Below are 23,644 nucleotides of genomic sequence, written 5' to 3' on the forward strand. Positions count from 1 at the left end.
TGTTCCCTCTGCGTTGTGCGGTATGATTATTGTTGGGCCGGCGCGTTATCGTCATTGCGCATGATCGCGTCGGCCATCATGCCAATACTGATAGCAAAATAGTAAGAACGATTCCATGTCATCAGCGTGCGGAAATTTTGTAACGCCATAAATCCCCGGTTCTGGCCATCGTCAGGAATGACGATCCAGGCATTTTGCTGCGCAGCGGGCTGGCGGCTGTTCTGCGGGAAGGTGACACCCAGCGCCTGCCACTGGGCGACAGTTTTGCGCTGGGCGGTTTTTGTGCCGGCTAATGCGCTGTCAAAATCAGCGGGCAACTGGACTTGCAGACCCCACTCCCCGCCGCGCTTCCAGCCTTCGCTCGCCAGATAGTTGGCGCTGGAGGCGAACACATCGTTGATGTTGTTCCAGATATCCATTCTGCCGTCGCCGTCGCCATCAGCGCCGTAGCGCAAGTAAGAGCTGGGCATAAACTGGTTTTGCCCCATCGCGCCCGCCCAGGAGCCTTTCATCTGGCTGGCGTCGATATGGCCCTCATCGACCATCTTCAACGCCGCGATCAGCTCCTTAGTAAAAAAAGCTTCACGGCGGCCTTCAAAGGCCAGGCTCGCCAGGGCTGAAAAAATATCTTCGTCCCCCTGCACTGTGCCGAAACGGCTTTCCAGCGCCCAGAGCGCTACCAGGTACTGCGGCTGGACGCCATAGCGCTGTTCTGTGCGACGCAGGATCTGTTGATGGGTGCGCATCTGGGTACGCGCTTGCGCGACCTTTTCCGGGGTGATCACGCGATTAAGGTAGTCATCCAGCAGCACTTTTTGCTCGGGCTGGTTTTGATCGGACTTCACCACATGGTCGACATAGTGAATGGTGGCGAACGCCTCATTTAGCGTGGACTGGCGAATGCCCTGCTGGCGCGCCTCGCGTTTGAGTTTCTCGACAAATTCCGGGAAGCCGTCGGGCTGGGTGGTTTGCGGTGCCTGCTGGGCGGCAGCGGCGGGTGCTGAGGTTGCCGGAGCGGGGTCAGGCAGTTGCGGGGTGGCGTAAAGATAACCCGCGAAAAAACAACTACAAAGCGTTAACGCACTGGCGGCAGATTTCATAGGATTTCCCGGCTCATTGATCACAGGTTATCGTGCTTAATGTAGCCAGGAAATCATCGACGCGTATTGCGAAACTTATTTTTTGCTTTGCAATTCACGGTGCTGTTTTAACAAATCTTCCGGTGGTGGCGGAACTTGCAAATAAAAGCCCTGCTCGGTTAATGCCTTTTTAACCTTTTCCAGATCGGCAAAGGCTAATTTCTTTCTTCCATCAAGCGGAAATAACATCGCCAACACCGGTTGACCGAAACTTTGCATCAACGCTTCCGGCACGCGGGAAAAATCGTCTTTTTTTTCTACATACAGATAAGTTTGATCGCGTCGGATACTTCGATAGATAGCACAAAACATATTTTTACTCTTTATCATGCCAAATTTTGGCATAAGCTAACATCAATCAAACCCGCGCCACAAGCCAGCCACCGCCAAATCCGTTTGCAGATATTTGCATCCTTTACCGCATTTGTGTCGTTCTTCTGGCACAACTGTGTCACATCACCGGCGCTTCATCATCCCGCGTTCGGTTGACCAGCCACGTCACTACGCCTATTACGTTAACCTCGTCGAGCGCCTCACCCTCTATCGCCTCTCCATCTTCCGTGATTAACGATTTACCTGCTGGCCTGGCGAAATAGTTCCGGCCCAGCCAGTTAATCAATACGTACTCACCCTTCTTTGGACGCGCCGACTTGTCGACAACCGCATAGCCTGATGATGTCTCTATGACCAAAGAATTAGCGTCGATATTGCATATCGATGCGACAGACAGCCGAGTTTCAACGTAGTCCTTGGCTGGGGATGGGAAACCGCTCATGATGACCTCCTTCCGATTTATACTGTATGTGTATACAGTAGTTTTAAACCGTCTGGAGATCAATGCGGGCGCGCCTATTAATGCACTGCGCTGGGATTTCTAATTTCCTTCCAGCCTGGCCAGTCTTTCCTCAATGCGATCGCATCGGCGGCGCTGGTACGCGGCCTCCAAGAACAGGCACTGATCAGGCCGGATACCCCAACGATTTCCTTTCGACATAACCAGCGTCATCTCGCCTGTGCTGTACTCCTCCAGTTCACCTGTATCCAGATTTTCACGGAGTGCTAATTCTGGCTCGTAAACATCTTCCCATTCGTCATAGCAGAGCAAGCCATAGCGCGTGCCATCCAAGCCGCGAGCGATGAACGCATCACGAACATGCTGGGCAATAACCCCGAAGTGCTCGCGAGCCACTTCCCCCCCCTTCTGCCTAATGGCTTCCAGCCACTGGAAGGTAATGAACTGCACGTCCCCCCACGCATCCAGCACAGCGTCATCGATTGGCAGCGGATCTGTCTTCTCTCTGGCATCAGATGTGTTGATAGTGCCGGTAGCGGCATAGATGATAGTAGGTCGCAAACTGCCATTACCTAGACTGTATGCGTTATCCGCAAATGGCCGGAGGGATGTCTCATCCATCCTCCACCTGGTAGTACCACCAAGCCCAGTCATGCTTGGGTTTGTTGCGAAATTTATCAGGGATGCAGAGCGGTATAATCCTGACCCACCACCTATGGTGAGAACGCTAAGCGCCGAAGAGTTATTCTGTTGATCAAGAATGAGTATCTGATTTGCATCAACCTCAGCCGTGTTACCTCTAGTCCTGCCGACAATTCGATTAAACGTGACGGTTCCAGTGTCATCGGAACCGTTTAATCTAATCATTCTTGTTTCACACCCAAGAGCAAGATCTGCCGTATAGCCTGGATTGTTAAACGATGCTCGATATGTTTTCACCCTGTCAATCGAAGTGGTCTCGATATCAAAGGTGAGATTATTCAGCGTAGTTATGACAACCTTTGTCCCTATTGGAATGGAGACGCCATTCAAATCATTCAGGGGTGTTGAAGTAGTGTAAATCTCTACCTTTTTCTGACCTGAATACTGCATAAAATCCATAACATCAGACATGGATGCCATTGCAGCACCGGTAATCGGATTTTTCAGAACCGCACCGTCAAGAATCCTGGGAAACACTCCGGATGACATTTTTTCCTGATTGTAGCCAGGTGGTACTACTGCCGCGCCAGAAAGGTCTAAGTTCGGGGTCATCGAGAATTCTTTGGTGATTAGCACCCCCCCAGTAGCGGAAAACGCTTGCGACCTATCGGTATCCACCCACAGAGTGAACACCTGGCCTTTGTGGTAGCAAATTCCCTCGTTTTCGATGCGGGTTGAGCCTCTCCCGCTGGCGATCAGTGCAGCAATAAATTTTGTTGGTGACGCCAGTGTTTCCAGGATCTTTGTTCCATCACAGGAAAATGCCTTGACGCCTTGGTAATTCGTTGGCGCTTCAGTTGTAGTCCCAGTAATGAATACCCCACCGAAAGAGCCAAGCAAGACACCAGGTGCCAGACACAGCCCCTGCCGTTTGGTCATCAATTCGCCGTATGGGGTGGTTGTGCTGGTGATATAGCCCGAGTCGAACACGCTCAACTGAGTGTGCCCGATGTTGGCAAAGGCACTATTGAAATAAGCAATGGCGTTTCGCTGGCGATATTGCCCCAGCGATGGCGCATTCTGCTCGACGGCCCACAAACCATTTAGGAATGAGAATTGGTTATAGAGGCCAACCTGATGTTGCGCGGATTTGGTGATGGATGACCCGTAAACTACAGAGGCAATGTCGTACTCAAACAGGAATCCGTCGAAGCTGCCCAAGAACATTTTCAGGCCACCGTAATAACTGGTGACAATGATTCCCTCCGACACAGCAGAGTTGAAAGTACCAGTGCCACCACTGTCAGTCTGTAGGTAGCCCAAGTAAGATCCTGAAGATGAGTACACGACGACAAACCGCTTGGTTGACGAGTTATCACTTGGGCCATAATGGATGTAAATCTTGTCATCATCACCAATTGTGAATGAGCCAGGGTAGATAAAAGTCCACGTTGGGTTTGCGGCAAGAATTGCATCGTAATCAGGAAAAATCAGAGGTAAGTCAAAAAGGATTTCTTTTCTGTCTGCACCCGAATTGACCCACCGGTTAGCCAATACTGTGGAAAGTGTTTCGCCATTTTTTGCACCTATTAAATTTGTTCCGGCTGGCTTTGCCATATCGGAGCGCAATGAGGCATCGCCAACGCTAAGCCAAGCGCCAATGCCTATCCCTCCTGTGGATGCCGGAGTTGAACCAGATGGAACCTCTTTGGGGAATGATCCGTCCCACCGGTAATATTCTCCGTCAGTTTCGTCCTGTAGTACCTGATTTGGCAATGTTAATTCGTTATTAGGTAGCGGAGCGCCAGCCTGAAAACTTTTTAAAGTGATATAACCAAAGTTGGCGATTGCGCGTTGAGCAATCCAGCGCAGCCCTTCAATGGTATAATGTTTTTTGCCAAATCTGTCTTCATATTCTCGCTGAAGAGAAGTGACAAATTCATCAATTTTCGCCCCGCCAAAGACATGGTCGCGAATATCAGGGCTGGGAACTGGCTTTTTAGTTGGAGTTGGAACCGGAATATTCAGATATTTATCGGCCATAATCGTCTCGCATATGCATAAGCATGCCTCGGGATATACCCGAAGCAGGAATGTTTTAAATTAGGTGTTAATCGTTCAGATATATTTCGTCTGAATATTCAGTTAATGAAAGCGTCTGCGTATCGTCGCCGTTTGGCTTTGAGGTTTCGACACGCCACAACGTTGAATTAAGGTCGCTGCTGTTAGCCAGAAAATATCGGGAAGGAGTCTGCACAGTACGGCCATCATAAATATTCAGGTCGAAAGCCTCCGCCGTTGCACTAAATGCAGATGAATTTCCATCGACCGGATATGCCCGGTACCGCCCATGGAAATTACCCAGACTGTCCGTCATCACCACCCACATATCGCCCGTGAAATTGAGGCGCTCTGAGGTCTCAAAGACATTACCAGCCCGGCTTTTCAGGTAACCAGTCTGCTGATCGTTGTCATACATATCCGGGCACTGCACAACCGCTCCGCGCACAACCTGAGTGGTTTCGAACACCTTAACGGTCATGCTGGTCCGCGAGTTAATCAGCCTGTTAGCCTCAAGATATGCACGATTCCGGGCCTGGAACTCATTACGACAACCTGACAAACTTATCGTCATTGCATTAGGCGTTGCGCCGGTTACCTCTGAAACCCCCGCAGAACTAACCGCCAGCCAGATATACTCTTTGTCATTGGTCTGCGGGTTTGTGTAATCCAGCGTAATGCCGTCGTAACCGTTAGGGAGACTCATTGAGTACCCCATTTTAAACTCGTCCCAGAACATGTTGCTCCGGCCAAACACAGCCGCCGGGTATGACGCTTTCTCGTCGCGCCAGAAGGTCAGCAGATCCCCTATCCAGTTGATATCCACGCGTGCAGCGTTACAGATAGTCTGGATTCGCTCACCTAACGACTGTTTGGCATCGGAAAAAGTGAAATCAAAATATCCGAGTTGCGCATCGGGAAGCGAACCGGCGATTGCATAGAGTGTGTGCAGGTCCAGCCGCGAAGGGTCCTGCCTGGCGACAATCACCCACTCATGCAGCACAGCGTCAGCGAAAGAGCGTGACGGCCTGAGCGTGTAATCAATACCTGTCGCCGGGCTCCAGGATATGGTGTTGCGCTGCGCCAGCATGTTGTATTTCTGCTCCCGGTTGGCATTTGACTCATTGCTGCCGCGTAGCGTTACGGTCACGATCGTGTCGTCAGTATAGACAACGTTGTAGCGGACGTTTACGGCGTGAATTGCCATCAGCGTTACGACGTTTCCGTCGTTGCTGTCGTCCAGACGCTCTATCGTCACTGCGTATATTCCAGACCCGGCGTGAGGAGTGAATTTGTGCGTCGTTCTGAAGTAACGGGCCGTTACGTCATAGTCGTTATCAAAAAAATAATCGTACTGCTCAAGGCTTCCGGGCACCTGGTTGCTGTTGGCGTCCAGCTTCCAGAATTTAATGCGATACGTGGCCGTGCCCGAAGTTGCCCCAAGCTGAACCATAACGTGCACCCATAATTGCGATGACTCTATCGGCGACACGGATGGGCCAATGACCAGAGGTGTACTGTCGGTCATGGTGATCAGGTTCTGGTTAACGACATCACCAGGGCCAAGTGAGGCAGCATCTCCGCCAATGTTTCCTATTATAAACGCGGTGAACACGTCGCCATTAGCGTCAAACTCATCGTAGGAGTTAACAATGTCTCCTGTGCCGGTAACATTTTGCGGCGTGCCAGACTTCGTCGCGTTAATAACGAAGTTAACAGGGTGTGGCAATCCCAAATCTGCAAAGAACGAGAAGTTATCGACATTCGCACCAACTTTTACCGTTAGCAATCCGCCTGACAATGAAACTAATTCCGGCGATGTGGTCGTGGCTGTTTGCGCGGGGTAGTCATCTGACTCATTAAGGCCAGGCACTTCTTCACTGTCGATGTCGTCAAACTGGTATCCGACGTCAATGGTTCCAATCGTTTCGCCTGGCTGGTAAATACGGTAACTCGCACCAGATAATGCTCCCAGATTCGACTCTGAATATCGCACGGATGAAATGGAGTATTTCCCATAACCAACCTCAAACCACTCAGTAATAAATTTGTTATCGTCGCGATATTCATAAAGAGCCTCCTGAATAAGGTCAGGATAAGCGCGCACCTGCCCGTAAATGTTCGGGCGCCCCTTATAAAGACGGGCGACATTCGTCTGCCCTGTCAGGTCGTTGTTTGGCGATTCACCGGTTGCGATTGACGGGGTCTTCTTCATGTCCCCCATCATTGTTTTTTGGATGGCCGCCATCCCTTTTTTGGTAAGCCGGATAGGGTTGATTGCCTCCCACGGAGCGGACAGCTTAACCAGGTCCTTTATCCCGCCCATATTCATGGGCTGGTCAAACACGGACAGGTAATCGCCAGGCCTGAATCGGTAGCCAAGGTCGAAATCATCATCAAGAACCCTGCCGTTGAGCTTCAACTGAAGGTTATTGTGCAGCTTCTGGGTATCCAGCCAGTCAACCATGCGCTGGCCGGGCTGCAATCGCCCGCGCTGCTTCGGTGCGCCGGGAAGCCGCTGTATTTCAAACGTTGCCATACTGAAGAAACTCCGTCCTGGTGAATGCTCGCTCTAAAACCGGCAATGGGTCGATCCGCACACTGCCGCCATCACCCTTTGAATGCAGCATCTGATTGCCGTCGATAACGATGCCGACGTGATCAGGTGCTCCCCCGCGATAAAACACGCCAATATGCCCATCTTTCCGCGCGCCAGGATGCCAGAAAACCCGGTCGCCTTCGTAGCAGGTGATGAAATTCTTGCCGGCTTCGTAATCCGTTGTCTGGTGAACCTCCACGCTCAGGACGTGGCGGTAATAGAGAACGACAAGGCCCCAGCAATCCACTGCCTCAAAACTACAGGCGCGATCAGCCCACGGCAGGCCATTAACCTTCCGGATAAATTCTTCTTTAGTCATCAGAGATTACTCAGGCCGGGATACTCGTTGACGGTGTAAATGATGGGGTTAGCCACGCTGAGCGGATTGGTCATACCCACGGTCAGGGTGACGTTCTCCGCACCCGCTGAAACATCACGAACGTACAACTGGTAGGTTTTTAACGGAGATGAATCGCCGATGTTTTCCCAGATATCGTACCGAAACAGAATTGGCTCCATTCGCGACGCCCCGCGCCAGCCTTTCAGCCGCTGCTTGATGTCCTGCGACAAGGCTGCAAATGTGATGGTGGCGCTTAGCGTTGTGGTCCCGTCTTGCGCGGGCTCAGTGAAATCGAACCGGGTCGGCTGATACAGTTCGCCGCCGAAAGTGGCAGGCTGAAACAGATTGTTGACCAGCCGCTCAACTCCGAAAGAAGAGTGACTGAAAACTACTGTCTGTTTCAGGTCTGACGCCGGGCGGCGCTCTTTCCATTCCCTAAGAGTTGGCATCTGGAAGAATCTCCGTCACAAGTAAGTCGTACCAGTACCCGGCATCCGGCGGCGCGTTAATGATCCACTCGTCGTAAGTTTCAGTGATGTCCTTAATTCCGTTACAGATGATATTGGCCGTCCAGGTAACGGTTTGCCCGTTTTTACTGGTCTGTACCGGCATCGTAATGAAATGGACCTCCTGAACCTGCACCCCCTGGTTATCGCCAAGGTCAATGGGGATATCAAACCACGCCTGTCCCCTGTTGCCGTAATCAGGGTGACGCAACCATGACTTAAACCGCTCGGCCTGCTGAAGTGTAAAAATCCACGTCAGTGACCAGGTGGTTTTCAGGTCGGTGGTTATCGGCGTGAACACCGCAGGACCGACTGCCGGGTTGCTTTGCCGGAAGCTGGTATCCTGCGTCATGTTCATGTTGGCACGCTGCGGGAGCGGCAGGTAAGGCGGGTATTTAACGTCTGCCATCAATAATCTCCGTTAGCGTTGCGGCTGAGCCCGAAAGTAGACTGTATAGCTGAGGACATTGGGCCTCCCGTCTCCATGTCACCAATGAATAAATCCACCATCATCGCGCCATCCTGATAAGAGGCGTTTCCAGCTTCAACGCGCGATCCGTTGGTGTTGGTCACATTAAGGATGAACTGTACCCCGCCACCACCAGTAATCTCCTTATTGCTGATGACGCTGCCGTTATCGCCGGGGATCATGTATTGCTTTCCCGTGCTGGCCCGGTAGATTTCAGGCATTCCCCCTTCACCAACCTGGTACATGCTCCCGGCAGATACCGGTCCGCCATTTTTGCGCTTCCCAGACAACCCCTTTCCTACCGCAAGAGCGGCCACCAGAGCGCCTAGGCCAATAGCCGCAGCGCCGCCAAACGAACCGATAGAGGCTACCAGTGCCGCTGGGGTCCATGCTGCCGTAGTGGTAGCTGCTGATGCTGTGCTGGCTGCTGTCGTGGTGGCAAGGGAGCCAACTTGCGCAGCAGTAACGGACGCGATAGCGCCCTCCTGGATGGCGCCGCCCATGATTGCGGATTTTGCCTGCTGAATACCCATCTGAACGAATGTGTTGATCACTTCGTTGAGCACGGTATTCCCAATAGAGCGAAGCGCCTCAGACGCATCCATGCTGCCAGTTATTATGCCGGTTAGAGCATTACTGGCGCTGTTGGCGAAACCATCAAAGGCGGCCGCAGCAGCCTCGTTTGCCAGGCTTTGGTTCCGGTATATCTCCCACCCCGCCTCAACGCGCTGTTTTTCATACTGCGTATTTGCAGCATTGCGCAATGCGATAGCCTGTTCCTCAGTAATGGTTTTATTGGCTTCGAACTGCTTGATGAGCTCAAGCTTTCGCGTGTGCTCGTTAGCCAGTTGCTGGATGGGGTCAACCGTTCCTGCTGCATCCATCTGAGGCGAAACCGCCTGATCAGCTCGTATCTTTGCCAGGTTTGATTGATGCTGCGCTTCGAGTCGTTCAATAGTTTCGTTGTACTGCTCCTGGCTAATTTTCTTAGCCGATAAAGCAGTATCCAGATCGCGCACATCCTCCTGATAACTTGTATTCTCCCGCGCTTCGGGGAGTAGCTTCTCAGCCGCCGCCTGAGCTTTAATGGCGTTCGCCGTATCCCAAGCCTTAGCTGCATGCTCTCCTGCCTGCTTAATAAGCTCAGGACTGGCATTTTTGCTAAGGGAGTTTTGCGCATTGAGGATGGCCTTGGATCTACTTAGCTGCTCGGTGGATTCAGCAGCTAGTTCGGATGCTTCTTTCAGCTTCTGAACCTTCTGAGCGTCTGATTCGGCTGCAGTGGCAGATCGCTTGCTCTGCTGCTCTGCCTGCTGCTGTTCTTTCCTTCGTTTAGCAATGGCCTGCTCTGCGTCGAACTCAACGCCAGCGCGCTCGCGCGCAAGGTTAATATCTGCATCGGTGCCGCCAAGAGCTCTGAGTTCCTGCTCGGCCTTTAATTGGGCGCGCTTCTTGTCGTTGAACTCGCTTTGTAGCTCAATTTGTTCAAGTTGCTTGTCGAGGTATTCCTGGATATTTTTCGGTCGCTCGACTTTAAGGCTGGATGAGTTGAAGTTTTGCTTAGCCTTAGCGGCGAAGTTAGTCATCTCACCAAGCTGCTTCATCATCCCGGCAGCAATACCAGCCTCTTGTCCGTCTCGGCGTAAAAGATCAATGCCCTGCCGGAACTCACCGCTAAGCATTGCCCTTCCAATATTGATAGCGCTTAACGTCTGGCTGTATCTGCGACTCGCCTCGTCAAGATTCCCTGTAGCTATTGCCAGTCGATCTTGTGCTCCACCGAGCGCCTCCGCAGCCTGACGCCCCCTTGTGGTATTTGTGCCGTATTTCTCAATTTCCCTTTGATGGAATTGGACTGATGCTGTGGCTTTGTCGAAAGCTTTTTGCGCATCAGAAACAGCATCGCTTAGCTCTGGCAAGTTGCTGCTCAATTTCCCCAGCGTAGCCGCCAGCTCGACATGCGACATGCTCTGGAATTTAGCACCAAGTTCATTGACGCTATCGGCCAGTTTATTGGCCTCATCCCGAGCCTCTTGGGCGCGCTGATAAAAATAATAAATGGCAGCTCCAGCCAGCATCGCAGCACCTTGCGCGCCACCTACAAGTGATAGAGCGCGGCGTAAAATACCGCCGGATAGTGATGCTCTTGTTGCTGCGGCGGCGGCGGCATCTTGTGCAACAGCGTTTGCTGCAAGTGCGGCATTGTATTGACCAACCGTTGTGGCGGCAGCTACTCGGGCAGCAGATAAAGCCTCCTCCGCAGCGGTCAAGCTGGCGGCGCTAAAGGCCGTAGCCTTCATCATCTGCGCCAGCCTTACTTCCTCAAGCGCTCTGACCTTTGCCACTTCGGCGCTACGCAGTGTGGCGGCGGCCTGTAAAGCAGCGGACGATGCCGACTGGTTGTCAGCCAGTGCCAGTTGTCTGGCTGCGGCGGCAGATTTAATTTTCTCTGCGGTCGCTATTGCGAGCGCTCCTGTAAACCTAGCACCCAGAACGGCGGCAGCAATAGTTATTACTCCCGCCAGCGCATCCATATTTTCGCTTACGCTAACAATGGAATCGTTAAATGCAGAGACAAAGGATTTTACTGTAGCGTTCTCGCCAAAGAATTTAGTGATGTTGTTACCAGCGACCTGCATTGCCTGGCTGATTGTGGTGACCGTATTCGCAAACTCTTTACCGATCGCATCGCCCTGTGAAAGAAGGCCATTTACCACTACGTCAGTCGTCAGTTTGCCTTCAGCGGCCATGGCTCGAAGCTGACCAATACCGACCCCAAGAGAATCAGCCAGCGCCACCATCAACCGGCTGCCCTGTTCTGCTACTGAGTTAAATTCCTCACCGCGCAGGGCGCCAGAGGCGATGCCCTGAGATAATTGGATAATCGCGTTTTCTGCTTCTTGCGCTGTGGCACCAGAAACCACAAAGCCCTGGTTAATGATGGTCGTAAGCTTAGCCAGATCTTCCGCTGAAGTGTTGTACTCACGAGTGCCGCGCTCCAGGCGGGCATATAGTGTTGCCGTTGCATCGAGACTGCTGCGTGTCTGCTGCGTAATTTCAAATACGCGAGACGTAACATCAACGAGTTGCTCCTGTGGCCGCACGGCGTTAGCCAGCTTGTTATTCAGGGTTGTCCATGCATCCGCATAGTTCGCAACCTGCTGTACTGATAGTGCGGCCATAAGCCCACGCGCCACGCCGCTTAGGTTGGACATGGAGCGATCCATGTTGGCGATTGATCGCTCAGTGCGGTTAACGCTGGCCTCCAGACGACCCATTCCGCCGTTCATACCATTAAGAGCGGCATCGACTTCACGCCGCCCCTGGATAAGGCGAGCAGTATCAATATCTACTTCATAGGTGATGCTTCCAGCGCTAACTGAGCCAGCCATTGTTTATCTCCGGGCAATAAAAAACCCCGCCGGAGCGAGGTTTGTAAGTGTCACGATTTTCGTGATTGTTAAGCAACTTCAGCGCCGTGAATCAGGTGTCGAAGTGCCTTGATACCTTCTGCGTTATAACGAAACGCTTCTACCTGCTTATTCGAGTGTTTAGCTTTATCCCAAACGTACTTTCCGTATTGCTCAGTTTTGAGATTATGCTTGTTAGAAATACGGCCAATCTTTTGAGCCGTAACGCCAAGCATTTCGGCAATAGCTCCAGCAGTGTGAAGATGCTCTTCAACTTCAGGGAGGGGAAGTAATTCAATCCCCGCCGCATCGTTTACTGCACGGGCCATAGCGGTCTGCCTGGCTACGTCACTCAGCTTAGGCATGTATGACAGTGCCAGGGTCATTGCCTCCACCTCCATCTTAATGGCGCGGGCACGGCGATACTCGGGCAGGTATGAAGAGCTTTTTTGAGGCAGAACCTCACCCGTTTCAAGTTGACGCCAACGCTTTGCCACCTTGTGGCGAAGCGGGATGCTGTAGCCCATCATCAAGGTCATGGTCAAATCCTGATCGAGCCAGTACTCCTGATAAGTTCGACCGCGACTGTCTTTGTAATCTCCCGAAAAATCGGGAGATTGAAGATTGAGCGATTCGAACATCTTACGACAGTCAGCCATTACGTGATCGTGGCGCTTCCCGGTCAAAGTCGCGATTTCACGGCTTGACATCTTCGTGACAACAGCACTGCGATTTGCTACAGTTAATTTAGTCATATACGTTCCTACACGTTGTTAGACTTCGATGACCCGCCAGCTGACACTGGCGGTTTTTCTTTGCGCCATCCTGTGCGCGATCAATGAATCCATTCCTCTCCCCGCAACTTCGCCAGCATTGGCTGGGCGCGTCTTACGATAGAATTCTTTTGGTCCAGATTTTTCGATTCCCGCATGAGAAGTTCCTTGTTCCGTTCCGTCATGTAACGGGTTTCGTTTGCGATGTCGAAGATATCCCCGCTCATTTCTGAATTAATTTGTTTCAGCGCCGGGTAGAGTTTCTTGCATACCTTCTGGCTTTTCTCCATCCATAACTGCATGTAGCAGAGGCCAACAATTTCTTCATCAGTGAACTGCTTTGCAATCGGCGAATGCATCACTTCGCGATCGAGGATGTCCAGCACCCAGCGGCGAAATTCTTTGGCTACATCAGTGCGGGCGAACATTGCGATCAGGTGAGCACCGCGAAGTGAGAAAACGCGAACCTTTTTGCGGTAGTTTCCTGAGGTCACTGATTCGATGACCTGAGTCATTCCGCTGGTAAATTCGTCTGCATTCTGGTTAAAAAGGTTGGTTACTGACTTAGCGCTTTTGTACTGGAGAGCATTTGCAATTTCAGCAGAAGAAAGCCAAATTCCGCTCATGCCAGCGACAGGAACAATCGCTTTACCTTGGAAGTTCAGATCTGATTTTGCTACAATATTCATGTCGATATTTCCTATGCTGGATTTGTTCGATAAGAGGCCCTGACTATTGCAAGTAGTTGGGGCTTCGTCGTTTTTAATGACCATTTAGTAAACCTTCTTCACGCAAACTTTTCTCCAATCGCTTAATCACTTCCCCGTTCAAGGAGCGGCACTCCTTACTAGCCGACGCCTTTAATGCTTGCTTAAGCCATTCGGGAAATCTGATACCTGTTGGCGGGATATCTCTAACCTTTTCCATCGTGATTCATTTCCTCTTCATCGTGTAATGACTACACAAATCTTACATCGTGAGCATAGATTGTCAAACGCTTTGTGCTTACATTGTGTAGAAGGTTTATATTCACGGTATTTGATATGAAAGTAAGAGACATCGCCCCATACGGCGTCAGGATGCCAACAGAGCTAAAGGAAAAGCTTCAGGAAATAGCAAAAAGAAACGGACGATCTCTCAACTCTGAAATCGTAAGAATTCTAGAAGAGTACGTAACTCCACCTCATATTGATGAACTGAGAAGCCCGACAACTGAAGAAATTCAGTCTCCAGAGAAGATGCAAGAATGGATCAAGGAACTCAATTCCAAGATAAATACTCTTGAAAGGGTCATTCAAAAAAACTTCCCAAACGATGCATCCAACAAAAAACCCACCTGATGGTGGGTTTGATAATTACGTTATTTACTGCACGCATCATTCCATCTGGATGCAAAACCCTCGCTTCCGTCATCTATTGATGAGACACCATTTGCAGATACATATCTTGTTTTCCCAGCGTAAGCTCCAAAGCTGTTTTTGGCGTTTACATAACCACAAACAGAATCGTTCTTGCCTTGAAAATCACCTGAGAATTGAGCAGATGAGGCATCTTTTAAGCTTGATTTAACTGAGTCTTTAGCGGCCATTGTTTTCAAAACTCGCTGTTTTTCATTGTAAATTTCTTCTTTTCTTGCTCGTTCAGAAATCGCCTCACGCTCCATTCTTAAAGAATAACGCTCTCCGAATATTGGAGTTTGAGAATCAACCCAGAATAAAAGCCCAACACATACACAAACCGTAAGAATGGTAGCAATTTTAGCCCCGCCACCTGCCTTATCAACCAGCCAGAAACCGAATATAAAAGTTGGGACTGTGATAGCTAGCGAGATAATCTCTCTTGATGAGTAATAGCAAATAATAACGAAGCTGATAGCTGCCACGCATAAGAATGCAATGTCTATTTTTTTTCCTGCCTTCTTTTTTGCATTTTCTTGGTCCTTTTCGCCATCCTGAATCAACTCTTTCTTAAGAAGGTACTCGCTATGAATGTATTTCTTATCTGGGTAGTAATTTCCAGCGGCGTCCTTTTCTGTTATGGCCCCATTGATTTTCAGCTTCGAAAGGAGTTCCTGATAATCATCATCGCCTATTTGCAATGCTTTTTTAAGATAGTCATCATCGAACTTTCCTGAAGCAAATATAAAATTCACCGCAGTTTCATAAAGCCGTTCTTTTTCGAACTCAGTCATATCCCTATCCCCATCAAAAATTATTGCTCAATCCTATCACGGGTTCCCTGCAACGCAACGCAAAGGCTTTTACTGGGCGGTCTGTTTTTCTTTTGCCAGGCGTCGCGCCTTGCGGGCAAGGTAATCGTCAGTAACGGCTTCGTATTCTTCTTTTGTGAATCCTTTCTGGTCCGGGTATTTGGCTGCCAGAATCTGTGTGAACTCGGTCATGGTGAGCTTCTCCGCCTCTTCCCGGCTCATGCTAAAGTGGTTGCGCGCGGCGCTGATGTACTCGAAGGCGTTGAACTCCGATGTTGATTCGTTACTCTCATGCCGCTGAAGCCGACGCACTTTAGCTTTACCGATGATACCGTGCGTGATCAGGGACTGTGCGATCGCCAGCATATCGAACTCATCCATTGCGCCGCGACGCATTTTGAACGCCTTACCTGATGCTTTGGCCGGTCGTATCTCACCGATTAATGGCGTCACGTCCCGGTCACAGCACGCCTCCAGGACCGTCATGGCTGCCATCATCGCCTTGCGCCCGTAGCTTGTCGATTTGATGTGCTGGATAAGCCAGGCAGGGATAAACCCGTACGCCTCAAGCGCCGACTGCAAGACGCCAGACACTTCATCGTGGTGCAGATCATAGAACGCCTGCACAATCTCCCTGGGCTCCCCGATGCGGGTCATGTTGATAAACGACGGGCGGAAGAAGTATTCATCGTCTCCGATGGTGATAAGGCATTCACCAATCTCTTTCAGTGGGATCATGGGAAATTCCGTTTAGCGGTTATTATCAAGGGCAGCCTCAGCCACCCTTTGTAATAACCGTCAGGTGATCGTAACGGTATGTGTTGCCACTTTATTGCCGTCTTCAGTAGCCACGATGATTTGCGCGGTACCTGTTGCAACACGGTTAACGGTCACTGTGTTTCCCGATACGGTTGCAGTGGCTTTAGTCGCGTCCGTGGTTGCTACGGTAAAGTCTTTGTTGCTGGCATCTGCTGGCAGAACGTTAACCGTGAAAGTGCTTGTGCCGCCTGCTGCACCAGTGCTGGTTGTCGGTGTCAGAGTCAGGCCAGTTACTGCCACACTGTCGGTTTCGATAACCTGGATAGTAGAAGCGTCTCCCACTTTGAATTCAGTGGAAAAAGTGACGATGTCATTTGTTCCACCATCAGAGCTCAGCGCGGTAACAACCATGTAGCCAATGAAAGTTACCGGACCGTACTCCATGCGAACCCAGATGCCTGGCTGACGACGGGCTTTCAGTTCGGCAGCAAAATAACTGATGAATTTACCAATTCCGTACTGGTCCAGCTTGTCACGCTTACGCACTTCACCCTCGAAAGAAATGGTGAAATCCGAGTTAGTGATGATGCTTTCAACGTAGCCGCCACCATCATCGGCATCGCTGGTAACGGTGTTGGGGGAGAAATCCCAGCCTTTCGAAGTACCGGCAGCGAGAGCCATCCAGTCCGACTCTAACGGCAGCACATCAGGGCAGCCATCGGCCACTTCGAGCACTACAGCGCCGCCAAACAAACGCTCATTGCTATTAGGGCAATTAGCCATAGCAAAACTCCTTTGATAAAAAGAAACCCGCCGGAGCGGGTTATTTGGGGGATATGGCTAATCGCCAAAATTGCATGAAAACTGAAGTCGGAAGACTAATCTCCCCTCTTCGGTTAAAACCGGCGGCGGAACTCCGCCCATGTTCTGTATAAAGCCAACGCAATCATCTGCGATGGGATTAGCCTGAACGTAATCGACAATTCGCTGAACCGCATTCGTTGCGGCCCCGCGTTTGTCCTTTGCGCCTATCACATCAACCATCACATAATGCTCAGCGCCAAGGTCATTGCGGATCGGAGTCCCTCCACCAGGACGAAAAACCATAGCGGCTTTCGTCAGGTCATTCGGGTCTTCGTACATCAGCAACTGGATATCGAAGCCGACCGTTAGCCCTGCCTCTACAAAGAGGTTTCTCACCCGTTCGAACATCATTGGTGTCATAGCGAAAGCTCCCGGGCTACTGCGGCGTCAATTTCGCCTTGTTTTTCTTCAAAGCCCTTAGTGAGGAACTCTTTCTTCGCCCTTGCGAGCCTGAAGTTTTGCGGTATGGACGGATCATGAACATAGGCAGCGTAATTTGCTGAGTATCCAACCCTGCCAGTCATTCGAGTGCCATTTACAACTAACTCCCGGAACTGACTGTTGATCAAAAATGAAGTGTCGACTGGCGTATAGGCTGCCGCCTGCAACGCCCCGATATTGAGAGCGGAATAAATGGCCCTGGCGACTTTTCTATGCTGAATGTTATCTATGACACGATTAATGTTTCTCGATACCTGACGAATACCCCTGACCTTTACTCCCACGCTACACCCCCGTCAGCAATGCCCAGTCATCCGCAAGACGCTCAAACGTGTCGGCATAGCGAATAACCTGACGAATCTCGTCAGCTCCGGCCGCCACCGGGTCTGGATTATCAGACTCCCCTATGAGGAGGTAGTCTCCAGACCCGGCATCTGTAAATTCAGTCCAGACGGTGTTCTTCACGACTATTTCAGCGCCCAGGCTACCAATACGCTTGCTAAGGCCGCCTTCGTAATCGCAGAGGATGATTACCGGCGCAGCGTAGCCAAGCGGGTCTCCATACTCATCTTTACCTGGTAATTTCCGCCAGATGGTGGCCTTGGCGGTGTAGGACCACGAAGCAATGCTCGACATCAGTCCTCCTTCCAGCGCAGCACCTTCGCGCCAGTCGCCCGGATGCGCGGGCAGTTGATATGCCACTCGCCGTCCGATTTCACGTAGCCAGTAGTCTCCCGCCCGGTGTTGGTCATCACCCAGACGCGGGTGAACGAGCGCGGCAGCCCGTGCTTAACTGATTTGTACGTCATCACTTATCCCCGCACATGCAGCCGCCTTTTCCTATCCAGATACCAGCGAATGCCGGAGCGGCGGTAGGGTCGGCAGGGATCATCGAGGTGGCGCAGCCGTACTTATCCAGCCCGCGCAGCAGGTTCACTGATGCTTTCCAGCGATCGGTGAAAGAGTGGTATCGGAACGAGCGAGACGCCCCGCTCGGCGCTGTTTGGCTGGAAATGTACTTATCTCCCTGCCCGAGCCCCATAAGCGCCAGCAGATAGAGCTGAATCAGCAGCGCGGTCGACGCCGGATAATGCGCATCGAGACATTCCTGAATGCTGTTAGCCTGGTCGACGAGAGCCTGAAGAACAAAATCGGGAATGGTAATTCCCTGGCTATCCAGATACTCCTTCGCCTGTTCGAGAGTTACCATTATCGACTCCGTGAAATACCCCGCCGGAGCGGGGCATAAAAAAACCGCCTTAGCGGCGGCTGTTATTCAGCAGGGAAAAGCTTTTCGAGCTCGCCATCAGGCAACAGCTCACTGAGCTTTTCAGCGCCCAAATTGCCTTTGAACTCAATACCCAGCTCAGTAAGGCGGCCCTGAATAATCTCTTTGCGAGATTTCTCACCGGTACCGGCATCAGGAGTCGACGGTGTAAGTTCTCCGCCTGCCTCACCATTCATGAGACGGACGTTAGACTTCAGCGCCGGGTGAAGTTCTTTCAACTCCACCACCTGCCCCACCTTTACGCCGAACCACGGGCGCACAACTTCGTATTTAGCCATGCTGTTTCCTTAAGCCAGGTCAGCGCCGTAGACAACGCCAGACAGGCCCTGATCGTCTGCGGTGATTTGCAGGCCTTCAGCAGACATAATCTGGAAGTTGTAGTTAACGTTTGGCAGTGGACGCGGCAGCGGAACAACACCGACAGCCATACCCACCAGTGGAGAGATCACGTCACGGCGACGAACGTACGCGATAAACTCGTTACCGGTCAGCGCGAAGCTCATACGGATTTCTTTCACCGGTGCGAACGGCAGAACCGCCTGCAGTACAGTGCCGCTTACAACGCCGTTTACCACATACGGCTGAGCCAGGTTTGCCCAAATTTCTGGAGAAACCCACATCACATCGTATGCGGCGACTTTGTTAGTGCGTGCGGTGGTGCCGAATGCGCCTTTACCGAAGAACGCAAAGAGCGCGGTCATGTCAGCGGTGGTCAGGTCGATGTTCGCGCCACCAGCACCAGACCCAAGGTTAATCTTCTTGGTGTGACGGTGGTTTTTGATGCCCTGCGCCGGATAGGACTGAACCTGAATTTTTGAATCGCCGTTCAGGTAGTAGTTGACGCGCTTCTGGTTGAACTTGCGCATCTTCGCCATCTGAGAGTCCAGCACCAGATCGATGCCCACAGAGTTCAGGCCAGCAGCATGACGCCAGTTAACACCGTAACCAGCAGTGAACACTGGAATCGGGTCGCCATCGCTAGCGTAGTCAGTGTGGTCGAAGGAGAACGGTGCCTGACCATCGATGCTTACTGACACGTCGTCGGCGATGTCGCCAACCACGTTATACAGCTTGGCGGTTTTACCGACCGGCAGCACCGTCTGAACGCCGATAAGGTCGTTCACGATTTCCATGCCTACTTCCTGATCGCGCAGTTGCAGCACCTGGTTGTCAATCTCAGCCCAGAAGTCACGGGAGAAACCGCCAACAGCGTTACAAGCCAGCATGTCAGGCGTCATGATTGCGCGGTTAGCCGCGATGATGGAATCGTTCTGCAGGTTCCACATGTTACGGTTTGCCCACAGCTCGCTCCAGTGCCCGCCGAGGCGGGAGTTAGTCGCCAGCGTCTCTTTAGAGAAGTACATATCTGTTTGTCCTTTTGTTACGCGCCAGCTGCGGCGACAGTGCCAACGCGCATGCGCACGCGAATGAAGTCGGTAGTGCTGGCTGCGATGGTGTATTCATCCTGGCTGTAGCCGATCACTGAATCAGTGTCGGAGGTGGCAAGGGTGAACTGACCAGCTGTGCCCAGTTTGATCGGGCTGTCTTTCTTATACGCACCAGGCAGGCAACGCAGCGCCAGCTCGCGGCCTTCTTCGACGTAGTTGCCGACAGCCGAATCACCGGCAGGGATTGATTCGGTGATAGTCAGACCCTGGTGATAACCGACATCGATGATATACAGGCGGCCGGTTAGCTCGGTGGCCTGAGCGAATTTATCGGATGAGTTGATGGTTGCGGCGGTGCCAGGAAGCAACGCGGCGGCCGTTGTGCGGGTTTCGGTCTTGTACAGAGACTGACCGTCGATATTAACGCGACGATAACGTGGCATTATTCCGGCTCCTTACTTGAAGTGTTCGTCAGCGGCAGGTGCGCCGGTTTCTTTGTGCTGCTGTGCATTGTTGGTGCCCAGCGGAGCAGCTTCGCCCAGCGACTTGAACATCGCGTCCAGAGCTTCGCCTGACAGAGCGTTCGCGACGATATCGCCATGGACCTTCGCAACCGCTTCGCGCTTTGCTTTCTCTTCGGCACGGGAGTTCGCGGTCAGGGTTTCCGCGAGTTGCTTCTGATTGGCCTGCAGCGCATCAACCTTTTCCGCGAGAGGCTTAATAGCCGCTTCAGTATTGGTCGCAACAGCCTGGCCGATCATGCTGCCGATTTGTTCCAGTTCTTCTTTGGTTAAAGGCATGTCGCCCTCCGTTTTGTGGTTTGGTGCAGGCTGTTCCTGCGGTGTGAATAGAGCTTTAAATTTGTTGGCGACGACGGCCACCCACGACTCCTGGCGCGCTACTGCGGTGCCGGTATCGTCGAAGGTGATAACGCCGCCCTCATACTTGTAGCCAAACACCTCAGCGGTGCCGCCGTTGCGGATGATTACAGCTTGCGAGTCAGTGAAGTCAGCAACCCATGCGTATTCATCCGCGCCCGCCGCAAACTTCGCTTTGGCTGCGCGATCGAGACGCTGCTCGCGCTCCCGGTAGGATTCGCCCACCAGTGCGCCAGAGTTGGCCTTAAGAGGCTGGGCAAGATCGGCATTGACCATCAGGCCAACACCTTGCTCAGGGGTGGCCGCTCCGACTTCATGCAGCAGGATTGCGTCGTGGTCCATGCCGTGGATGTCGGCAACCCACTCCGCGCCTGTTGCACGCTGCTGCTCGTTGGGCTCGAGTTGGTCAAGGAATGCGGCGACGCTGGTATGAATCGGCGGAACATCTTCACCGCGCTCAATAGCAGCGACTCGCTCAAGCAGTTCTTTACCACCTTCCGACTCACTGGCGCGGGCCACATCAACCCACTTTTCGAGGTAAATGCGATTGCCGGACTTCTTAACGTTGCGGTTCCACGCGCCGATATGGCCTGCGTTAATCCCCTCTGGCGAGAAAGCAGACACGAACTGACCGTTAACCTGAGGGTGGCCCAGCGGCGCCAGGGTGCCTTCCAGCCCCTTATAGTGGGCGTCGATTTGTTCTTGCGTGTACAAGCCGCCATTCATGACGACGTTCGCCGGCAGCGTGTAGCTCGGCAACACCAGATGCTCACGCCCGTTGTATGTTTCGCGCCGGATAGACTGGCTGTTCACCTTCGTGGTGATGTTGACCTGCATAGGCATAGCTATTTCTCCGCCCAGGCGTAAGCGCGCGCCTGCATCGATTTATATTCCTGTTTGAGTTTCGTGATGGTGTCCGGGTATTCCGGATTACCGTCCGCATCCACCAGCACCGACTGCTGGCTGCATTTGCAGTTGATGGAGTTGCCATCTTTGCTGTACCAGTCACGGACCTCTTCATTGGTGTAGAGGTGGGCGTGGCGCACTGCGTGGGTATGTCGGGTTGTCGGTGACAGCGCCGAGATATGAACCAGAAGGGTTTTTAGCCCGTAAAGGTCATTCGCCTCCTGGTCTTCATCCCACTTAGCCCGGCGCAGCGCGGTGGTCACTTCAGTCCGCGCTATCCGGTTAGCCCTGCGCTTCTCAATGCCGGTCTGCTCGGTAAGGTTCCTGGAGATTTCCAGCGGGTTAAGCCCGCGCCCGACACCATCCGTCAGCACCCTCGCCATATCGCGCTTCACCTCAGCACTGAGCCCTTTCATCTCCTCAAATACGCGAGCGTGAACCAGCGCCATTCGTTGCTGGTACGGGTCACTTGCGAGGATGGAGGCCAGAGACTCCCGCCCGGCGGCATACACAGGAGACTGCTGGCTGAGGTTGTAGAATGACTGACCAGTACCTTTCTCTGATGCCAGATCGATGTACTCGTAGAACCAAAGGTCGTACTCGTTACCCCCCATCAGTACCTGATCCACCAGGTAACTGGCATCGTTTAGGATGATGGAGAGTAGCGTTGGGTTTATCTGGTATTCGTATCTGGCGTTTACTGCGAGGGAGGAAGGTATTTTGTTGAGTGCTGATTTGTACGCTTTGCCAATCTTATTCATCCGCCTGGCGAAGTCTTTCATTGCCCGGCGTTCCAGCGCATCGGCCCCAGTCGGATCCTGATAGTTACGCGGCAGAATCGGTGGCTTCGTCTTCTTCGTCGCCATCCTCTTCTCCTAACGGCTCTTCGTCATCATTGTCATAGCCCGCAGCCGTGCGAATCTCTTCACGGGTGAACGCGGGTTCATCGCCGCTGCCCTGCATGGTCTGGTTAATCTCACCCATAGTCTTGGCATTAGTGAGCTTCTCAGTACCGGTCTGTTCATTCAGGTCATCCCAGATAACTACTTTCTGGCTGACGGGGTCGATGATTTGCAGGTCAATAAGCTTGTCGCAGAAGTCCTCTATCTCGAAAGCGAGGTCTATGCGGCGCGACTGACAACGAGCATTAAAGTATTTCTGGTCTTCGGTGCTGGACCGCTCAGCCTGCTGGTTACCAACCAGAATCCGCGTCGGGATGTCCACCCCGGCAGCGGCTGTTTGCAGGTTAACGTCATAGGTTGGAGACGGGTCAGAAACCGGAGAAACGAGGGAGGTTACGCTGGCCCCCTGGAGAGAAAGCAGCACATCATTTCCGCGATTCATCTCACGGGCAGCGTCGTTGAATCTGTCCTGCAACTCGTCAACACTGACGTTGTACATTGATGCCAGACTGGCAAAGTTGATTTCCTTGTCGAAACTAAGTGCTAATTGGCGAGCGGCGTTCTTCAGGAATGATTCGCCTGAACCACCCTCTACTTTCTCCAGGCTCACAAAGGCGTTATAAGCTGGTTCAAGGAACCCAATGGCATCGTCAGAATAATCACCAAGGATGAAAACGCGATCGGGGTGGATATTGACGCGGCGACTTGAACCATTCGGCAACCGTTCAGCGTACTGCCACATCTTCGGTTGGCCGTACGTATTCGAGTTCAGGCCAGTGTCCCACTCGCTCACCGTGAGCGATCCGGCCCACGCCACGGATATTTTCTGAAGACCTCGCCCTTTGGTAACCGGAAGGTTCCAGTCTTTTTCATCGCGGACGTGCAGAAGGATGCCTGCATAACGACCGACAAGGCGACGACGATCCGCCTCGGCAAATGAGCGCCAGAACCGGTTGTTGAATACCTGCTTTGACTTGTTTTCCCAGGCGGTTTCGTTTTCGCTCTCGTCGGCATCATCACCCTCGATGATTTCCGGGTTCGTCTGCCAGCACTTGCCCACCAGCTTCTCTACTGCGCCGTGTGCTATGCCACCGCGCCGGTACAGGGCATAGAGGTTTTCGTAGGTTACCTGCTCAGGGAAGCCATACTCGCACCATGCGGAATGGCGCTTATTGTCCAGCCCCATCGTTGGTGCCATCAGCCCCATACGGGCGCGCGCCATCCGCGCATCGTTCAACGCATGGTTGACGGCTAGAGTTAATTGGTCAGTCATGGTT

Annotated in this window: 27 protein-coding genes; 1 reads left to right on the forward strand and 26 read right to left on the reverse strand. The window is 52.2% G+C overall.

The window, feature by feature from the left end; all coding sequences use genetic code 11:
* Nucleotides 1-26 precede the first annotated feature (26 nt).
* From FHW74_RS01595 to FHW74_RS01650, 12 genes are all read right to left on the reverse strand, one after another.
* On the reverse strand, nucleotides 27-1,100 hold the full coding sequence (locus tag FHW74_RS01595) for a lytic transglycosylase domain-containing protein (RefSeq protein WP_183168840.1): 1,074 nt from the start codon (nucleotides 1,098-1,100) through the stop codon (nucleotides 27-29).
* 75 nt (nucleotides 1,101-1,175) lie between these two features.
* Nucleotides 1,176-1,451, reverse strand: a complete 276-nt coding sequence (locus FHW74_RS01600; protein ID WP_183169423.1) for a YcgL domain-containing protein — start codon at nucleotides 1,449-1,451, stop codon at nucleotides 1,176-1,178.
* A gap of 139 nt (nucleotides 1,452-1,590) precedes the next feature.
* The gene (locus FHW74_RS01605) at nucleotides 1,591-1,914 is read right to left on the reverse strand and encodes a hypothetical protein (protein WP_183168841.1); all 324 of its coding nucleotides are present in this window, start codon (nucleotides 1,912-1,914) and stop codon (nucleotides 1,591-1,593) included.
* A gap of 99 nt (nucleotides 1,915-2,013) precedes the next feature.
* Nucleotides 2,014-4,617 (reverse strand): tail fiber domain-containing protein, encoded by a 2,604-nt coding sequence (locus FHW74_RS01610; RefSeq protein WP_183168842.1) that lies wholly within the window; start codon nucleotides 4,615-4,617, stop codon nucleotides 2,014-2,016.
* Nucleotides 4,618-4,684: 67 nt separating this feature from the next.
* Complete coding sequence (locus FHW74_RS01615; protein ID WP_183168843.1) at nucleotides 4,685-7,174, reverse strand: host specificity factor TipJ family phage tail protein; 2,490 nt, start codon at nucleotides 7,172-7,174, stop codon at nucleotides 4,685-4,687.
* Nucleotides 7,161-7,553, reverse strand: a complete 393-nt coding sequence (locus FHW74_RS01620; RefSeq protein WP_183168844.1) for an NlpC/P60 family protein — start codon at nucleotides 7,551-7,553, stop codon at nucleotides 7,161-7,163. Before FHW74_RS01620 ends, FHW74_RS01615 begins: the two co-directional genes overlap by 14 nt.
* Entirely contained in the window at nucleotides 7,553-8,023 is a 471-nt protein-coding gene (locus FHW74_RS01625) for a DUF1833 family protein (RefSeq protein WP_183168845.1), read from the reverse strand. Before FHW74_RS01625 ends, FHW74_RS01620 begins: the two co-directional genes overlap by 1 nt.
* Nucleotides 8,010-8,489 carry a hypothetical protein gene (locus FHW74_RS01630; protein ID WP_183168846.1) on the reverse strand — a complete coding sequence of 160 codons (480 nt, stop codon included), beginning with the start codon at nucleotides 8,487-8,489 and terminating at the stop codon, nucleotides 8,010-8,012. Before FHW74_RS01630 ends, FHW74_RS01625 begins: the two co-directional genes overlap by 14 nt.
* Nucleotides 8,489-11,941 carry a tape measure protein gene (locus FHW74_RS01635; RefSeq protein WP_183168847.1) on the reverse strand — a complete coding sequence of 1,151 codons (3,453 nt, stop codon included), beginning with the start codon at nucleotides 11,939-11,941 and terminating at the stop codon, nucleotides 8,489-8,491. Before FHW74_RS01635 ends, FHW74_RS01630 begins: the two co-directional genes overlap by 1 nt.
* Nucleotides 11,942-12,009: 68 nt before the next feature.
* A complete protein-coding gene (locus tag FHW74_RS01640; protein ID WP_183168848.1) occupies nucleotides 12,010-12,714 on the reverse strand; it encodes a Rha family transcriptional regulator in 705 nt (234 codons plus the stop codon).
* Between the two features lie 80 nt (nucleotides 12,715-12,794).
* Nucleotides 12,795-13,421, reverse strand: a complete 627-nt coding sequence (locus tag FHW74_RS01645; RefSeq protein WP_183169424.1) for a P22AR C-terminal domain-containing protein — start codon at nucleotides 13,419-13,421, stop codon at nucleotides 12,795-12,797.
* 73 nt (nucleotides 13,422-13,494) lie between these two features.
* On the reverse strand, nucleotides 13,495-13,659 hold the full coding sequence (locus FHW74_RS01650) for an Arc family DNA-binding protein (protein WP_183168849.1): 165 nt from the start codon (nucleotides 13,657-13,659) through the stop codon (nucleotides 13,495-13,497).
* A 116-nt stretch (nucleotides 13,660-13,775) separates the two neighbouring features.
* Here FHW74_RS01650 and FHW74_RS01655 point away from each other — a divergent pair, with 116 nt between their 5' ends.
* Nucleotides 13,776-14,072 carry an Arc family DNA-binding protein gene (locus FHW74_RS01655; protein ID WP_183168850.1) on the forward strand — a complete coding sequence of 99 codons (297 nt, stop codon included), beginning with the start codon at nucleotides 13,776-13,778 and terminating at the stop codon, nucleotides 14,070-14,072.
* Nucleotides 14,073-14,092: 20 nt separating this feature from the next.
* Here FHW74_RS01655 and FHW74_RS01660 read toward each other — a convergent pair whose 3' ends face one another.
* From FHW74_RS01660 to FHW74_RS01725, 14 genes are all read right to left on the reverse strand, one after another.
* Entirely contained in the window at nucleotides 14,093-14,923 is an 831-nt protein-coding gene (locus FHW74_RS01660) for a hypothetical protein (protein ID WP_183168851.1), read from the reverse strand.
* 69 nt (nucleotides 14,924-14,992) lie between these two features.
* Nucleotides 14,993-15,679, reverse strand: a complete 687-nt coding sequence (locus tag FHW74_RS01665) for a DUF6246 family protein (protein ID WP_183168852.1) — start codon at nucleotides 15,677-15,679, stop codon at nucleotides 14,993-14,995.
* Between the two features lie 60 nt (nucleotides 15,680-15,739).
* Nucleotides 15,740-16,483 (reverse strand): phage tail tube protein, encoded by a 744-nt coding sequence (locus FHW74_RS01670; protein ID WP_183168853.1) that lies wholly within the window; start codon nucleotides 16,481-16,483, stop codon nucleotides 15,740-15,742.
* Between the two features lie 57 nt (nucleotides 16,484-16,540).
* Nucleotides 16,541-16,924, reverse strand: a complete 384-nt coding sequence (locus FHW74_RS01675) for a hypothetical protein (protein ID WP_002462736.1) — start codon at nucleotides 16,922-16,924, stop codon at nucleotides 16,541-16,543.
* Nucleotides 16,921-17,289, reverse strand: coding sequence for an HK97 gp10 family phage protein (locus tag FHW74_RS01680; RefSeq protein WP_183168854.1), 369 nt, complete (start codon nucleotides 17,287-17,289; stop codon nucleotides 16,921-16,923). Before FHW74_RS01680 ends, FHW74_RS01675 begins: the two co-directional genes overlap by 4 nt.
* A 1-nt stretch (nucleotide 17,290) precedes the next feature.
* On the reverse strand, nucleotides 17,291-17,641 hold the full coding sequence (locus FHW74_RS01685; protein WP_183168855.1) for a hypothetical protein: 351 nt from the start codon (nucleotides 17,639-17,641) through the stop codon (nucleotides 17,291-17,293).
* Entirely contained in the window at nucleotides 17,641-17,814 is a 174-nt protein-coding gene (locus FHW74_RS01690; RefSeq protein ID WP_183168856.1) for a 50S ribosomal protein L13, read from the reverse strand. Before FHW74_RS01690 ends, FHW74_RS01685 begins: the two co-directional genes overlap by 1 nt.
* Nucleotides 17,814-18,215: a hypothetical protein gene (locus tag FHW74_RS01695; protein ID WP_183168857.1), complete on the reverse strand. Its 402-nt coding sequence runs from the start codon at nucleotides 18,213-18,215 to the stop codon at nucleotides 17,814-17,816. The genes FHW74_RS01690 and FHW74_RS01695 overlap by 1 nt, the downstream gene beginning before the upstream one ends.
* 62 nt (nucleotides 18,216-18,277) lie before the next feature.
* The gene (locus tag FHW74_RS01700; protein WP_016245425.1) at nucleotides 18,278-18,571 is read right to left on the reverse strand and encodes a hypothetical protein; all 294 of its coding nucleotides are present in this window, start codon (nucleotides 18,569-18,571) and stop codon (nucleotides 18,278-18,280) included.
* A 9-nt stretch (nucleotides 18,572-18,580) separates the two neighbouring features.
* Entirely contained in the window at nucleotides 18,581-19,657 is a 1,077-nt protein-coding gene (locus FHW74_RS01705) for a major capsid protein (RefSeq protein WP_183168858.1), read from the reverse strand.
* A 17-nt stretch (nucleotides 19,658-19,674) separates the two neighbouring features.
* Complete coding sequence (locus tag FHW74_RS01710) at nucleotides 19,675-20,124, reverse strand: hypothetical protein (protein WP_183168859.1); 450 nt, start codon at nucleotides 20,122-20,124, stop codon at nucleotides 19,675-19,677.
* A gap of 12 nt (nucleotides 20,125-20,136) precedes the next feature.
* Nucleotides 20,137-21,402: a hypothetical protein gene (locus FHW74_RS01715; protein ID WP_183168861.1), complete on the reverse strand. Its 1,266-nt coding sequence runs from the start codon at nucleotides 21,400-21,402 to the stop codon at nucleotides 20,137-20,139.
* A gap of 2 nt (nucleotides 21,403-21,404) precedes the next feature.
* A complete protein-coding gene (locus FHW74_RS01720; RefSeq protein ID WP_183168862.1) occupies nucleotides 21,405-22,331 on the reverse strand; it encodes a phage minor head protein in 927 nt (308 codons plus the stop codon).
* On the reverse strand, nucleotides 22,291-23,640 hold the full coding sequence (locus FHW74_RS01725; RefSeq protein ID WP_183168863.1) for an anti-CBASS protein Acb1 family protein: 1,350 nt from the start codon (nucleotides 23,638-23,640) through the stop codon (nucleotides 22,291-22,293). The genes FHW74_RS01720 and FHW74_RS01725 overlap by 41 nt, the downstream gene beginning before the upstream one ends.
* Nucleotides 23,641-23,644 lie beyond the last annotated feature (4 nt).

The organism is Atlantibacter sp. RC6 (genome assembly GCF_014193285.1).
Lineage (GTDB): Bacteria > Pseudomonadota > Gammaproteobacteria > Enterobacterales > Enterobacteriaceae > Atlantibacter.